Consider the following 13,354-nt stretch of genomic DNA (forward strand, 5'->3'; position numbering starts at 1 on the left):
CTTAATCGATTGCGGGGTGGGGGCGGCCCCTGGAGACAATGTCTATCGCACGCACTGCCGTGAACGCCGGTCCGTTGTCCCTTTCGTTGACCTTGGCGCCGGTTTTGCGATTTGAGACTTGTGTGGCTTTCCGGGGGAATGAGGAAGATATGTCGTACGTGGAAATGCCGGGCGCGAAGGTTCCGATCCGGATGTGGACCGACCCCGCGACGGTGGAGGACGTGGCGCTCCAGCAGCTGCGGAACGTGGCGACCCTGCCGTGGATCAAGGGCCTGGCGGTCATGCCGGACGTCCATTACGGCAAGGGCGCGACGGTCGGGTCCGTCATCGCGATGCAGGGCGCTGTGTGCCCGGCGGCGGTCGGGGTCGACATCGGCTGCGGGATGTCGGCGGTGAGGACGTCCCTCACGGCAAACGACCTGCCGGGGGATCTGTCCCGACTGCGCTCGAAGATCGAGCAGGCGATTCCGGTGGGGCGCGGGATGCACGACAGTCCCGTCGACCCGGGACGACTGCACGGCTTCGGCACCGCCGGGTGGGACGACTTCTGGGGGCGGTTCGACGGGGTGGCGGACGCGGTGAAGTTCCGCGAGGAGCGGGCGACCAAGCAGATGGGGACGCTCGGAAGCGGCAACCACATGCTGGAAGTCTGTCTCGATCAGTCCAATACGGTCTGGCTCATGCTCCACTCCGGGTCCCGGAACATCGGCAAGGAGTTGGCTGAGTACCACATCGGTGTCGCTCAGAAGCTCCCACACAACCAGGGCCTTGTGGACCGTGACCTTGCGGTGTTCGTATCGGACACGCCACAGATGGCCGCGTACAGGAACGATCTGTACTGGGCCCAGGAGTACGCCAAGTACAACCGAGCGATCATGATGGCGCTGCTGAAGGAAGTGATCCGCAAGGAGTTCAAGAAGGCCAAGCCGACCTTCGAGAGCGAGATCTCCTGTCACCACAACTATGTGGCGGAGGAGCAGTACGAGGGCATGGACCTGCTGGTCACGCGCAAGGGAGCGATTCGCGCCGGCTCCGGTGAGTACGGGATCATCCCCGGCTCGATGGGTACCAGCTCGTACATCGTGAAAGGGCTCGGCAACGAGAAGGCATTCAACTCCGCCTCGCACGGGGCTGGTCGGCGTATGAGCCGGAACGCGGCGAAGCGGCGCTTCACGGTGAGGGACCTGGAGGAGCAGACGCGGGGAGTGGAGTGTCGTAAGGACTCCGGCGTGCTCGACGAGATTCCGGGTGCTTACAAGAACATCGATCAGGTGATGGAGCAGCAGCGCGATCTCGTCGAGGTCGTGGCGAAGCTGAAGCAGTTCATCTGTGTGAAGGGCTGACGCACGAGGACCCCGGCGGAACCGGGGTCCTCGCTCCCTTGCTCACTGATCGCTGGGCATGGGCACTTGGCCGGTGCGGAGGCGCCAGAGGCGGAGACTGCAGCTCTGGACGGTCCTGTCGAGCGCCTGGGCCGCCGATGCGGCGTTGTTGCGCGCCAGCAGCACTCGGTCTTCCCAGACACTCCAGCGACGGTGACTCATGACCTTCATACCTGCGGGGCGCACCCACGTCGCGAGCGAGTCGGCTGCCGTCTGCTTTCGTTGCAGGGACAGGCAGCCGGGGTAGTACAGGTGGGCGGCCAACGCCTGTGCCTGCTCCTTCCAGTAACAGATGTTGTAGATGCCGTCGCGTACGTTGCGTTTGATGTTGCGCTCAGTGCCAGTGATCTCCCGTGCGCAGAGGCACAGATAGGCGCCGATCGCCGTGCTTGCAGTGGTCAGGGAGATGAAGGGCATTCCTGGCTTGGTGAACCCCACCGAACCGTCGGCGTCGATGACTCCTCGGACGTAGTCGCGGCGCGAGAACTCGACGCGAGGTGGAGCGATTGTCTTCGACTTGCGGCCGTAGGGCAGGCCAAGCTCGTTGAGTTTGGTCCTCGCTTCGAGCGAACACAGGCTCCAGACCACCGAGTTGTGTGTCTCGGTGAAGTTCGTGGACCGGGTGCGCTCGCTGATGCTGCTGTTGTACGGCGTCAGCTCCTGGAACTTGCGTAGGAGATCGATGTCCCGCGCGCTGATCTCCACGGTCAGCCGCCCTCGCTGTCGCGACTGTTGGGAAAGGTGCCCGTCCGCCTGCAAGAAGCCGAACATGTACGCGTACTCAGGGACCCTGAGATCCATGAATTGGCGGGCGATAGGCTCGCAGTCAGCCATCAGGAAGCTCATCCTTCCTTGCTGGTCAGGCCCTCGGCTGGGCGGCAACCCGGCCGGGGGCCGTCGATTTGATGTTGTGGCCGCGAGCCTAGATCGCCGGTTCAGCCGCCGTTCGGGTGATCGATGACGTTCACTCCTGCGAGTTACGCGAGTCGCTTCTCCAGCAAAGTCACCGCGTACGGGCTTCCCGTGCCGTCCGTCTTGGCTCGTTGTTCGCCGACCACCTGGTAGCCCGCGGACTCGTAGTAGGCGCGGAGGCGGGGGTTGGAGGAGAGGCAGTCCAGGCGGGCGTAGGGGCGGCCCTTCGCGGTGATGCGGGATTCCGCCTGGGCCAGCAGTGCGCGACCCGTGCCGGGTGGGGCCGTGTGGGGGGTGGTCATCAGGCGGTGGATGTAGCCCGCGTCCGGTGGGCGGGGGCCCCAGGCCGCCGGGTCGGTCCACCACAGTTCGCAGGCGCCGGTCAGGTGGTCACCCGCGTACGCCAGCCAGACCTCGCCCTCCCGGATGCGAGTCCGGAAGTGGGCCTCGTCCTTCTCGCCCGGTGCCCACTGGTCGATTCCCCGGGCCAGTTGCCACAGCGCCGCCGAGTCGCGGAGCCGGACCAGGTCGGGGGCGTCCGCCTCCGTCGCCGTGCGGTAGGTCAACGCCGGCCAGGTGGTGGGCGGTTGTTCCAGGAGGGCGGTGCGCAGGGTGTGGGCCAGGGCCTTCGCGTCCAGGGACAGGGCCGTCGTCACATAGCCATCGACCGAGCCGTAGCGCTCCTTCAGGGCCGCCAGGAACAGGCGCATGACCGATTCCGGGGCCCGGGCGAAGTCCGGCCAGAGCGGGTCGCGGCCGGCGTTGCGTGCTCGCCAGTCCGCCAGCAGGGCCGGTGTCGCCAGCTCCGTCAGGCTGAAGTCCTCGATGATCGTCCGCTCGTCGACACCGAGCAACGACAGGACCAGGGCCGCCAGTTCGCCCGTGCGGTCCTTGCCCGAGGCGCAGTGGAAGACCAGGGGTTCGTCCGACTCCGCCGATTTCGCGATCAGTTCGAGGGCCTGGCGGATCTCCTCGGTGCCGTCCTCCGCCACCTCCATGAAGCGCTCCGCCAGATAGGGGCCCGCCTCGATGTCCGGGGTCAACGCCGCCTGGTTGTAGGGGCGGTGCTCGATGCTGAGGTTGTGGTACGTGAGCGACGCGTGGTCCGGGACCCGTCCTCGGGACTCGATCTCCCAGGGGTAGCGCAGGTCGATCACCGTGCGGACGCCCAGGGCGAGGAAGCGGGACCAGTCCTCGGTGCCCTCGGCCAGCTTGCCGAGGGAGTCGGCGCGGTAGAGGCGGCCGGGGCGGACGCGGCGGCCGTCAGCCGTCCGGTAGCCGCCCAGGTCGCGGAAGTTGTGCAGGGCGTCGAAGCGAATGTGTCTGTCCACAACCGTCGTTCTACGTCGCATTCCGCCGCGGCGTCCGCGGTACCGCGTAGATCATGACGAACGCCACGATGCGCTGCGCGGGACTCACAGGTCCCGGTGCACCTTCGTGTTGGAGGCCTGGGCGCGGGGGCGGACGACCAGCAGGTCGATGTTGACGTGGCTCGGGCGGGTCACGGCCCAGGTGATGGTGTCGGCGACGTCGTCGGCGGTGAGGGGCTCGGCCACGCCCGCGTAGACCTTCTCGGCGCGGTCCCTGTCGCCGCCGAAGCGGGTGAGCGCGAACTCGTCGGTCTTCACCATGCCGGGCGCGACCTCGATGACGCGGACCGGGCGGCCGACGATCTCCAGGCGGAGGGTCTCCGCGAGGACGTGGGCGCCGTGCTTGGCGGCGACGTAGCCCCCGCCGCCCTCGTACGTCCCGTGGGCGGCCGTGGAGGAGACGACGACCACCGTGCCGTCGCCGCTCGCCTCCAGCTTCGGCAGCAGGGCCTGGGTGAGGTGGAGGGTGCCGATGACGTTGGTCTCGTACATCGTGCGCCAGTCGGCCGGGTCGCCGGTGGCCACCGGGTCGGCACCGAGGGCGCCGCCCGCGTTGTTGACCAGGACGCCGATCGTCTGGAAGGCCGTGGCGAACTCGTCCACGGCCGCGCGGTCGGTCACGTCCAGCTGGTACGCAGCGGCCGAGTGCCCGGCCGCGCCGATCTCCTCGGCCAGCGCCTCGATGCGGTCCTTGCGGCGGGCGGTCAGGACGACCCGGTAACCGGCCGCGGCGAGCTGCCGTGCGGTGGCGGCGCCGATTCCGCTGCTCGCACCGGTGACGACGGCGATGCGGGAGGCGGCGGAGGGGGCGGCGGGTGCCATGGGGCTGCTCCTTGGGACGGCTTGGCCAAAAGGCTCGGTCGGAAGGCTGTCCGGCCAGGATAGGCGGGTGGGGCGGGGGGCGGGGTGGGGGTCTCGGTACGTGAGCGGGGGTGGCGGGTTGAGGGTCTCGTCCGTGAGCGGGGATGCGGGTTGAGGGTCTCGTCCGTGAGCGGGGGGGGGGAGGGTTGGCGGGGTGGGGCCTGAGGGGGATGGGGCGGGTTCGCGGGGGCGGGGCCATGAGCGGTGGGGTGGGGCCGTGAGCGGTGGGGTGGGGGCTTCGGTGGGAAAATGAGGTGGGTGATTCTCCTGTAACGGAGGTGGACCATGGGACAGGCGCGCGAGGTCATGGACCGGCTGACCGAGGCGGTCACCACGGCGGACACCAAGACCCTCTCCGAGCTGTACGCGCGGGACGCGGTCGCCGTCACCCCCGACGGCGGTGAGCTCCACGGACGGGACGACATCGTCGCGTACTGGCGGCAGATGACCGAGGCGATTCCGGACGCCTCCTATGAGTCGGTGCACGCGTACGAGGTCGGCGACACGGCCATCGACGAGGGGTTCTACACCGGGCGGAACACGGGGCCGATCCAGTTGCCCAACGGGGAGACCCTGCCCGCCACGCAGAAGGAGATCAGGATCCGCGGAGTGGACTTCGCGACCGTCGACGACAGCGGCCACATCGTCGACTACCGGCTGTACTTCGACGAGATGGAGTTCATGGAGCAGCTGGGGCTGATGCCGGAGGGCTGAACCCCCTGTCCCTGTCTCGGCTGAGGTCAGCTGCCTCGCGGCGGGTACATGATCACGGCCATCCCCGCGAGGCAGATCAGCGCGCCCGTGACGTCCCAGCGGTCGGGCCGGAAGCCGTCCGCGACCATGCCCCAGGCGAGGGAGCCGGCGACGAAGACTCCGCCGTACGCGGCGAGGATCCGGCCGAAGTTGGCGTCCGGCTGGAGGGTGGCGACGAAACCGTAGGCGCCGAGGGCGAGGACGCCGCCGCCGATCCAGACCCAGCCGCGGTGCTCCCGAACGCCCTGCCAGACCAGCCAGGCGCCGCCGATCTCGAACAGCGCGGCGACGGCGAACAGGGCGGCGGAGCGCAGGACGGGCATGCCGGAAGCTTGGCATACGCCCGCCCGCCGCCCCTCGGCCGCCGCCCCGCGGCCCGCCCACCCAAGGGCGTCACCTGATGGACGGCGCCTGGCTTCCGCTCCCCGTGGGATACATCCGTACGACGTCAACGACCTCGGGGACGGATCACGGGAGTGGTGGCAGTGGGCGGTATGCGGTGTGGGCGGATGCTCGGCGCGGGGATCGCGGCGGTGCTGGCGGTGACGGCGGGCGGGTCGGGTGCCGTCGCCGGGCAGGGGCCGGAGGCCGACCTCGCCTATCACGGGGCCGCGGCACTGGACTCGGGGCAGGTCGAGTTGCGGTTCACCCCCCGCAACCACGGACCGTCGTCCGTCCCGGACGCGACGGTACGGCTGCGCTGGTCGCGGCCGCTCGCGGACCTGCAGCAACTCCCCGACGACTGCGCGCGGGCCGGCGCGCGGGCGGTGCTGTGCCGGGTGGGGGCGCTGTCGGCGGACGAGGTGGGAGAGCGGATCGCGCTGCGGGTGGGGCTGCGGGGAGCGCCGACGGAGGTGCGGCTGGAGATCGACACGGTGTGGAGCGGTGGGGCGGTGGACCGTAACCCGGGCAACGACCGGCAGCGCGTGCTGATCCTGGACACGGGGGACGCGTACTACTTCTGAGGCCTACCTCTGTGCGGCCTGCTCCTGCGCGGCGCCGGTTTCCTGGTTCTCGCTGTCGTAGCGCTCGCGGGCCGTGTGCACCTGGTCGATGTTCGCCTCCGCCCAGTCCTTCACCGCCATCAGCAGCACGGCCAGGCTGCGGCCGAGCGGGGTGAGTTCGTAGTCGACGCGGACCGGGACGGACGGGGTGACGCTGCGGGTGAGGATGCCGTCGCGTTCCAGCGTGCGCAGGGTCTGGGTGAGCATCTTGGGGCTCACGCCGGCGATCTTGCGGCCCAGGTCGCTGTAGCGCATCGGGCCGCCGGAGAGGGCGGCGACGATCAGGCTGACCCACTTGTCGCTGAGGCGGTCCAGGAGCTGGTTGGTGGGGCAGCCCTTGATGAACGCGTCGTACTCCACACGGGCCTGCTCGCGCCGCTGTGCTGCCGTCATGGTCGCCATGGCTCACCTCTGGGGTATGTACGCACCTTCAGGTAACTACTTCCTCCTGGATAGTAGCTCTTCCTAGGGTTGCGGTCAGCCGCGGAGAGGTTCCGCGGCGGGACTGTGACACAGGGAGTGGTCGGTCGTGCGTGCTGCTGTGGTGACGGAGTTCGGTGGGCCCGAGGTCGTGCGGGTGGTGGAGAGCGCGGTGCCCGAGCCGGGGGCTCGGCAGGTGCGGATCAAGGTGTCGGCGGCGGGGCTGAACCCGGTGGACGCCGGGGTGCGGGCGGGTGTCTTCGGGGGCGCGGGGAAGACGATCGGCCTCGGGTGGGACGTGGCCGGGACCGTGGACGCGGTGGGCGTGGCGAGCTCGTGGAGCGTGGGTGACCAGGTGGTGGCGCTCGACTACGGCATGGCGAATCCGCTGGGGACGCATGCGGAGTACGTCGTGGTGCCGGCGGACGCGGTGGCGTTGGCGCCGGTGGGGGTGGACGCCGTCGCGGCGGCGACGCTGCCGCTGAACGCGTTGACCGCCGCGCAGGCGCTGGATCAGCTGGGGGTGGCGGCGGGGGATTCGCTGCTGGTGACGGGGGCCGCGGGGGCGGTGGGTGGGTACGCCGTCCAACTCGCCGGGCAGCGTGGGATATCGGTGACCGGGATGGCTCGGGAGAAGGACGAGGAGCTCGTACGGTCCTTGGGGGCTTCCGAGTTCGTGACTGAGGGGCGGGCGCGTGGTTTCGATGCCGTGCTCGACGCGGCGGTGCTGGGGGCGGCGGCGTTGGAGTGGGTGCGGGACGGGGGTGCGTACGTCGGGGTGATCCCGCAGGCCGAGCCCGAGGCTGTGCGAGGGGTTCGGGTCGGGGCGGTCGAGGTGAGTGCGGACGGGGCGCGGCTGGGGGAACTGGTCCGGCTGGTGGAGGACGGGGTGCTGACGCTTCGGGTGGACTCGACGTACGCCCTGGACGATGCGGTGAAGGCGCATGTGCGGCTGGGGGAGGGGGGACTGCGGGGTCGAGTGGTGCTGGTGCCGTGAGCTGTGGGGCGGCCGGGGGTGCGGGAGCGGCTTTGGGTGCGGGTACGGGTACGGGTGCGTTGGGGCTGGCGCTGGGGCGAGGGTGGGTTTCGCTCGCCTGTGCGGTCTAGGCGCCCACCGCCTGGGCGTACGCCGTCGGGGACATACCCAGGGTTTGGGTGAAGGCTCTGACCAGGTGGGACTGGTCGGCGTAGCCGAGGGTGGCGGCCAGGGCGGACCAGTTGGGGGTGTCCGCCTGGGCCAGGGCCTCGTGGAGGCGGTAGCGGAGGATCGTCCACTTCGGGGTCACGCCCACGTACGTCGCGAACAGGCGTTGCAGCGAGCGGGTCGACAAGGACTCCTCGCTCGCCAGTTCCGCCACTCGGCTCACCGTGCGGTCCGTGCGGATGCGGTTCACGATGCGGGCCGCCAGGTCCGCCTGGGGGTCGGGGGCGTGGGGGAGGGCGGTGAGGAAGGCGTCCAGCGCCTGGACGCGGGCCTCGTCGGAGTCGGGCGTCGTGACCGAGGTCGCCGTGTCCCCCGTCGCCTCCGGGAACACCTCCTCCGCCCTCAGCGTGCGGCCCGTCCAGTGGGATGCCGGGAACGCGGAGGCGTAGGGCCTGAAGCCGCCGGGGCGGAACTTCGCCCCGCACACCCGGCCCCGCCCGGTCAGCTTCCGGGCGTACAGCCCCTTCGGCACGCCCGTCAGCTCGCCGTACGGCGAACCCTCGTCCTCGTCCCACTGGAAGGTCAGGTTGACCGACGGGTGCGGGACCACGTGGGAGACGTACGGCTCGCCCAGGTCCCAGTCGATCAGCCAGTACCACTCGACGTAACGGCGCAGCGGCTCCGCCGGCAGATGGCGGCGGAAGCGCACGCGGGTCAGCAGACCGGACGGGTCCACGATCCCGCGCGTGTCCTGGCGGGGAGCCTCCATGCCCGGATCGTACGTCGCGTTTCTTCAAGAAGCGCAGCCCGGACATCCCTAACGTCGGGGGTATGGACACCGAAACCACCATGCCGGTCGGCGATCTCCTCGCTCTCGCCCGTGAGCGGGCCGTCGCCGTCGTGCGGGGCATTCCCGACCACGCCCTCGACGCCCCCACCCCCTGTTCCGAGTACGACGTGAAAGCCCTGGCCAACCACCTGTTCCAGGTCGTCGTGGAGTTCCAGAAGCTCGCCGCCAAGGGGCAGAGCGACTTCTCCGCCACGCCCGACCGCGTCGGCACCGACCCCGGCTGGCGGGAACGGTTCTGCGGCGAGGCGGACCGGCTGGTGGCGGCCTGGTCCGCGCCCGGTGCCGAGGAGGGCTCCGCAGGTGCCTGGCAGATGCCCGCCCGGCTCGTCGGGTGCATGGCGCTGCTGGATCTGACCGTGCACCCGTGGGATCTCGCGCGGGCCACGGGCCAGGAGTACCCCTTCGGCGACCCCGGGGAGATGGCGGCGGTCGTACGCCAGCTCAGCGCCACCGTCGCCGAGCTGGCGCCCACCGCCAAGGCCACCGGCGTCTTCGGGGACCCCGTGCCCGTGGCCGAGGACGCCCCGGCCTTCGAGCGGCTGCTCGCGCAGACCGGACGCGACCCGCACTGGGCTCGGGAATAGGGAGCGACAGGTCGCCGTTTCCGGGTATAGTTGAACGGTCAACAACCTGGAGGGTGAGCGACCATGCAGTTCGGGATCTTCAGCGTCGGCGACGTCACGCCGGACCCCACCACGGGCCGGACGCCGACCGAGCGGGAGCGCATCAAGGCCATGGTCGCCATCGCGCTGAAGGCCGAGGAGGTCGGCCTGGACGTCTTCGCGACCGGTGAGCACCACAACCCGCCGTTCGTGCCGTCGTCGCCGACCACCATGCTCGGCTGGATCGCGGCGCGCACGGAGAGGCTGGTCCTGTCCACCTCCACCACGCTGATCACCACCAACGACCCGGTGAAGATCGCCGAGGACTTCGCGATGCTCCAGCACCTGGCCGACGGCCGGGTGGACCTGATGATGGGCCGCGGCAACACCGGCCCGGTCTACCCCTGGTTCGGCCAGGACATCCGGCAGGGCATCAACCTCGCCGTCGAGAACTACGCCCTGCTGCACCGTCTGTGGCGCGAGGACGTCGTGAACTGGGAGGGCAAGTTCCGCACGCCGCTCCAGGGATTCACGTCCACGCCCCGCCCGCTGGACGGCGTACCGCCGTTCGTCTGGCACGGCTCCATCCGCTCGCCGGAGATCGCCGAGCAGGCCGCGTACTACGGCGACGGGTTCTTCCACAACAACATCTTCTGGCCGGCCGACCACACCAAGCGGATGGTCGAGCTGTACCGGGAGCGGTACGCCCACTACGGGCACGGGACCGCGGAGCAGGCGATCGTGGGTCTGGGCGGGCAGGTGTTCATGCGCCGCAACTCCCAGGACGCCGTGCGCGAGTTCCGCCCGTACTTCGACAACGCCCCGGTCTACGGCCACGGCCCGTCCCTGGAGGACTTCACCGAGCAGACCCCGCTGACCGTCGGCTCGCCGCAGCAGGTGATCGAGAAGACCCTGTCCTTCCGCGAGTACGCCGGTGACTACCAGCGCCAGCTGTTCCTGATGGACCACGCGGGGCTGCCGCTGAAGACCGTGCTGGAGCAACTCGACCTGCTCGGCGAGGAGGTCGTGCCGGTCCTGCGCGAGGAGTTCGCCAAGAACCGCCCGGCGGACGTCCCCGACGCCCCCACCCACGCCTCCCTCAAGACCGCTCAGGACAACAGCACCGCCCAGGAGGTGACCGTCTGATGAAGCTCGTCGTCGTCTCGGCGGGGCTCAGCGTCCCGTCCTCCACCCGGCTGCTCGGCGACCGGCTGGCCGCCGCGGTGAACCGGCGGACCCCGGCCGAGGTCGAGGTCGTGGAGCTGCGCGACCTCGCCGTGGAGATCGCCCACAACTTCACCAACGGCTTCCCCGGCCGGAAGCTGGCCGCCGCGCAGCAGGCGGTCACGGAGGCGGACGGGCTGATCGTGGTCACGCCGGTGTTCTCGGCGTCGTACAGCGGACTGTTCAAGTCGTTCTTCGACGTGCTGGAGCAGGACGCGCTGGCGGGCAAGCCGGTGCTGATCGCCGCGACCGGCGGCACCGCCCGGCACTCGCTGGTCCTGGAGCACGCCCTGCGCCCGCTCTTCGCCTACCTGCACGCCGTGGTCGTCCCCACCGGGGTGTACGCCGCCTCGGAGGACTGGGGCGCCGAGGGCCTGGACGCGCGTGTCGAGCGGGCGGCCGGGGAACTGGCGGGGCTGATGACGGGTCTCGCGCCGAAGAAGGCCGAGGAGGAGCGCTTCGTGCCCTTCGAGGAACAGCTGGCGGCGCTGCGGGCGTGACCCCGCAGCCCGTCCGGCGATTGCGGACGCGGCCGTTCGGACCGACCGGGGGCTCGAGCGCAGAGCCCCCGGTCGGTGCGCGTGACGGTGAGAGGCAGGTAAAAAGGCGCACCGGTGAAACGCTCGTCACGGCTTGACCGCCGGAGGTGTTGGCACACTGGCGACGTGCCCCAAACCGTTCTCCTCGCCGAAGACGACCGCGCCATCCGGCATGCCCTGGAGCGTGCCCTGACCCTGGAGGGCTATCGGGTCACCGCGGTCGCCGACGGCGTGGAGGCGCTGGCACAGGCCCACACCTCGCCGCCGGACGTGCTCGTCCTCGACGTGATGATGCCCGGCATCGACGGCCTCCAGGTCTGCCGGGTACTGCGCGCCGAGGGCGACCGGACCCCCATCCTGATGCTGACGGCGCTCGTGGAGACCCAGGACCGCATCGCGGGCCTGGACGCGGGCGCCGACGACTATGTCGTCAAGCCCTTCGACGTCGAGGAGGTCTTCGCCCGGCTGCGCGCCCTGCTCCGCCGCACCGGCCAGGGCGAGACGGGCGGCGCCGCCGTCGACGTACCGAAGCAGGCTCCCGAGCCGGCGCCCGAGCGGGCCCTGGAGGTGGCCGGGCTGCGGATGGACCCGCAGGCCCGCCGGGCCTGGCGCGGGACGCGGGAGCTGGAGCTGACCCGGACCGAGTTCGAGCTGCTGGAACTGCTGGTGCGCAACGCCGGGATCGTGCTCGACCACGCCACCATCTACGACCGCATCTGGGGCTACGACTTCGGCCCCGGATCCAAGAACCTCGCCGTCTACGTCGGCTATCTGCGGCGCAAGCTCGACGAGCCCGGGGCCCCGCCGCTGATCCACACGGTGCGCGGTGTGGGTTACGTGCTCCGGGAGGACTGAGTGGGCCGCGTCGGGCGGCTGCTGCGCGACCGGCGTCCGCGCCTGGACTCCCTGCGGACCACCTTCGCGGTCTCCTTCGCCGCCGTCACGGCCGCGGTCACCGTGCTCGTCGGCATCCTGTCCTACAGCGCCGCCGCCCGGCTGGTGCGGGTGGACCAGCAGACCGTGTTCGACGAGGTCGTGCAGGACGTGCGGGACGAGGTCGGCGCCCGGACGATGGACCCCGAGGACTTCTCCTCCACCGCGCCCGGGCACGATCTGGTGCGCCCCGCGCGGACGGACGTGCAAGTGCTGGGGCCGGACGGGTCCGTCTACGACCCCGGCCGGCCCGGCCTTCCCGTCACCGACGCCGACCGGCGGATAGCCGCCCAGCGGCTCTCCGGGCGCACGGTCGTGCACGCGGACGTCGACGTCGGCAACGACGTGTACCGGATCGCCACGGTCTCGCTCGGCGGGGGGCGGGGCGCGGTGCAGATCGCTCAGGAGTTCAGCGACACCGAGGACCTGCTGCGGGCGCTGCAGCAGCGGACGTTGGTCCTGATGTCCGCGGTCGTGGTGGGCGCCGGGCTCTTCGGCTGGTGGCTGGCCCGGCGGATCACCCGGCGGCTGATCGTCCTCACCTCGGCCGCTGAGGACGTCGCGCGGACGCGGCGCCTCGGGGTGCAGGTGCCCGTCACCGGCTACGACGAGGTCGGCCGTCTCGGCCGTGCCTTCGACCGCATGCTGGGCCGGCTCGCCCAGTCCGAGGAGGACCAGCGGCGGCTCGTGCAGGACGCGGGGCACGAGCTGCGGACGCCGCTGACGTCTCTCAGGACGAACATCTCGCTGCTGCGGCGTATCGACGAGTTCCCTCCGCAGACCCGGGACGAGCTGGTCGCCGATCTCGCGCAGGAGGCGCTCGAACTGACCGATCTGGTCAATGAGCTGGTGGATCTGGCGGCCGGGCAGTCCGACAGCGAGCCGCCGCAGCGGGTGGATCTCGCGGAGATCGCGGAGGACGTGGCGGGTCTCGCCCAGCGGCGCACCGGGCGGCGGATCGTCGTACGAGCCAGCGGGGACACGACGACCGACGGGCGGCCGGGGATGCTGCAGCGGGCCGTGTCCAACCTGGTGGAGAACGCGGCGAAGTTCGACCGGGGCGGTACGGCTCCCATCGAGATCAAGGTGGCGGGGCCGGCCGTGCACGGCACGGTCCGGGTGGAGGTGCTGGATCGGGGGCCCGGGATCACTGACGATGATCTTCTGCATGTGTTCGATCGCTTCTATCGGGCTGCGGATGCTCGGTCGTTGCCCGGTTCCGGGCTGGGGCTGTCGATCGTGCGGGAGGTCGCGCTGGCTCACGGGGGTGCGACGTTCGCCGCGCGGCGGCCGGGCGGTGGGGCGGTCATCGGGTTCACGGTGGGGGTGGGGTCCGAGGCCCGCCATTAGGCTCCGGCGA

General features: G+C 70.6%; 15 protein-coding genes. 9 read left to right on the forward strand and 6 right to left on the reverse strand.

The features are described 5' to 3' along the window. Positions 1-149: 149 nt before the first annotated feature. A complete protein-coding gene (locus tag ACWDRW_RS26075; RefSeq protein WP_451726547.1) occupies positions 150-1,343 on the forward strand; it encodes an RtcB family protein in 1,194 nt (397 codons plus the stop codon). Positions 1,344-1,385: 42 nt separating this feature from the next. Here ACWDRW_RS26075 and ACWDRW_RS26080 read toward each other — a convergent pair whose 3' ends face one another. The 3 genes from ACWDRW_RS26080 to ACWDRW_RS26090 all read right to left on the reverse strand — a co-directional run bounded on the left by ACWDRW_RS26080 (position 1,386) and on the right by ACWDRW_RS26090 (position 4,486). Further along, entirely contained in the window at positions 1,386-2,228 is an 843-nt protein-coding gene (locus tag ACWDRW_RS26080; RefSeq protein WP_451726473.1) for a hypothetical protein, read from the reverse strand. A 131-nt stretch (positions 2,229-2,359) separates the two neighbouring features. Continuing rightward, on the reverse strand, positions 2,360-3,625 hold the full coding sequence (locus ACWDRW_RS26085) for a GNAT family N-acetyltransferase (RefSeq protein WP_451726474.1): 1,266 nt from the start codon (positions 3,623-3,625) through the stop codon (positions 2,360-2,362). An 84-nt stretch (positions 3,626-3,709) separates the two neighbouring features. Next, entirely contained in the window at positions 3,710-4,486 is a 777-nt protein-coding gene (locus ACWDRW_RS26090) for an SDR family NAD(P)-dependent oxidoreductase (RefSeq protein ID WP_451726475.1), read from the reverse strand. Between the two features lie 324 nt (positions 4,487-4,810). Here ACWDRW_RS26090 and ACWDRW_RS26095 point away from each other — a divergent pair, with 324 nt between their 5' ends. Next, complete coding sequence (locus ACWDRW_RS26095) at positions 4,811-5,239, forward strand: ester cyclase (protein WP_451726476.1); 429 nt, start codon at positions 4,811-4,813, stop codon at positions 5,237-5,239. Between the two features lie 26 nt (positions 5,240-5,265). Here the strand turns inward: ACWDRW_RS26095 and ACWDRW_RS26100 are convergent, their stop codons facing one another. Next, on the reverse strand, positions 5,266-5,601 hold the full coding sequence (locus ACWDRW_RS26100) for a YnfA family protein (RefSeq protein ID WP_451726477.1): 336 nt from the start codon (positions 5,599-5,601) through the stop codon (positions 5,266-5,268). A gap of 171 nt (positions 5,602-5,772) precedes the next feature. Between ACWDRW_RS26100 and ACWDRW_RS26105 the strand changes: the two genes are divergently transcribed. Next, positions 5,773-6,243, forward strand: coding sequence for a hypothetical protein (locus ACWDRW_RS26105; protein WP_451726478.1), 471 nt, complete (start codon positions 5,773-5,775; stop codon positions 6,241-6,243). Between the two features lie 3 nt (positions 6,244-6,246). Here the strand turns inward: ACWDRW_RS26105 and ACWDRW_RS26110 are convergent, their stop codons facing one another. Then, complete coding sequence (locus tag ACWDRW_RS26110) at positions 6,247-6,684, reverse strand: winged helix-turn-helix transcriptional regulator (RefSeq protein ID WP_451726479.1); 438 nt, start codon at positions 6,682-6,684, stop codon at positions 6,247-6,249. Between the two features lie 127 nt (positions 6,685-6,811). Here ACWDRW_RS26110 and ACWDRW_RS26115 point away from each other — a divergent pair, with 127 nt between their 5' ends. After that, entirely contained in the window at positions 6,812-7,699 is an 888-nt protein-coding gene (locus ACWDRW_RS26115) for an NADP-dependent oxidoreductase (RefSeq protein WP_451726480.1), read from the forward strand. 106 nt (positions 7,700-7,805) lie between these two features. Here the strand turns inward: ACWDRW_RS26115 and ACWDRW_RS26120 are convergent, their stop codons facing one another. After that, the gene (locus ACWDRW_RS26120) at positions 7,806-8,615 is read right to left on the reverse strand and encodes a DUF6597 domain-containing transcriptional factor (RefSeq protein WP_451726481.1); all 810 of its coding nucleotides are present in this window, start codon (positions 8,613-8,615) and stop codon (positions 7,806-7,808) included. Positions 8,616-8,677: 62 nt separating this feature from the next. On the opposite strand from ACWDRW_RS26120, the gene ACWDRW_RS26125 reads away from it, so the two are divergent. From ACWDRW_RS26125 to ACWDRW_RS26145, 5 genes are all read left to right on the forward strand, one after another. Further along, positions 8,678-9,280: a TIGR03086 family metal-binding protein gene (locus ACWDRW_RS26125; protein ID WP_451726482.1), complete on the forward strand. Its 603-nt coding sequence runs from the start codon at positions 8,678-8,680 to the stop codon at positions 9,278-9,280. 63 nt (positions 9,281-9,343) lie between these two features. Beyond that, complete coding sequence (locus ACWDRW_RS26130; protein WP_451726483.1) at positions 9,344-10,444, forward strand: LLM class flavin-dependent oxidoreductase; 1,101 nt, start codon at positions 9,344-9,346, stop codon at positions 10,442-10,444. Beyond that, positions 10,444-11,022 (forward strand): FMN reductase, encoded by a 579-nt coding sequence (locus tag ACWDRW_RS26135; RefSeq protein ID WP_451726484.1) that lies wholly within the window; start codon positions 10,444-10,446, stop codon positions 11,020-11,022. The genes ACWDRW_RS26130 and ACWDRW_RS26135 overlap by 1 nt, the downstream gene beginning before the upstream one ends. Positions 11,023-11,187: 165 nt before the next feature. Then, positions 11,188-11,916, forward strand: a complete 729-nt coding sequence (locus ACWDRW_RS26140; protein ID WP_451726485.1) for a response regulator transcription factor — start codon at positions 11,188-11,190, stop codon at positions 11,914-11,916. Then, positions 11,917-13,344 carry an ATP-binding protein gene (locus ACWDRW_RS26145; protein WP_451726486.1) on the forward strand — a complete coding sequence of 476 codons (1,428 nt, stop codon included), beginning with the start codon at positions 11,917-11,919 and terminating at the stop codon, positions 13,342-13,344. Positions 13,345-13,354: the final 10 nt, after the last annotated feature.

The organism is Streptomyces sp. NPDC003635 (assembly GCF_053587635.1).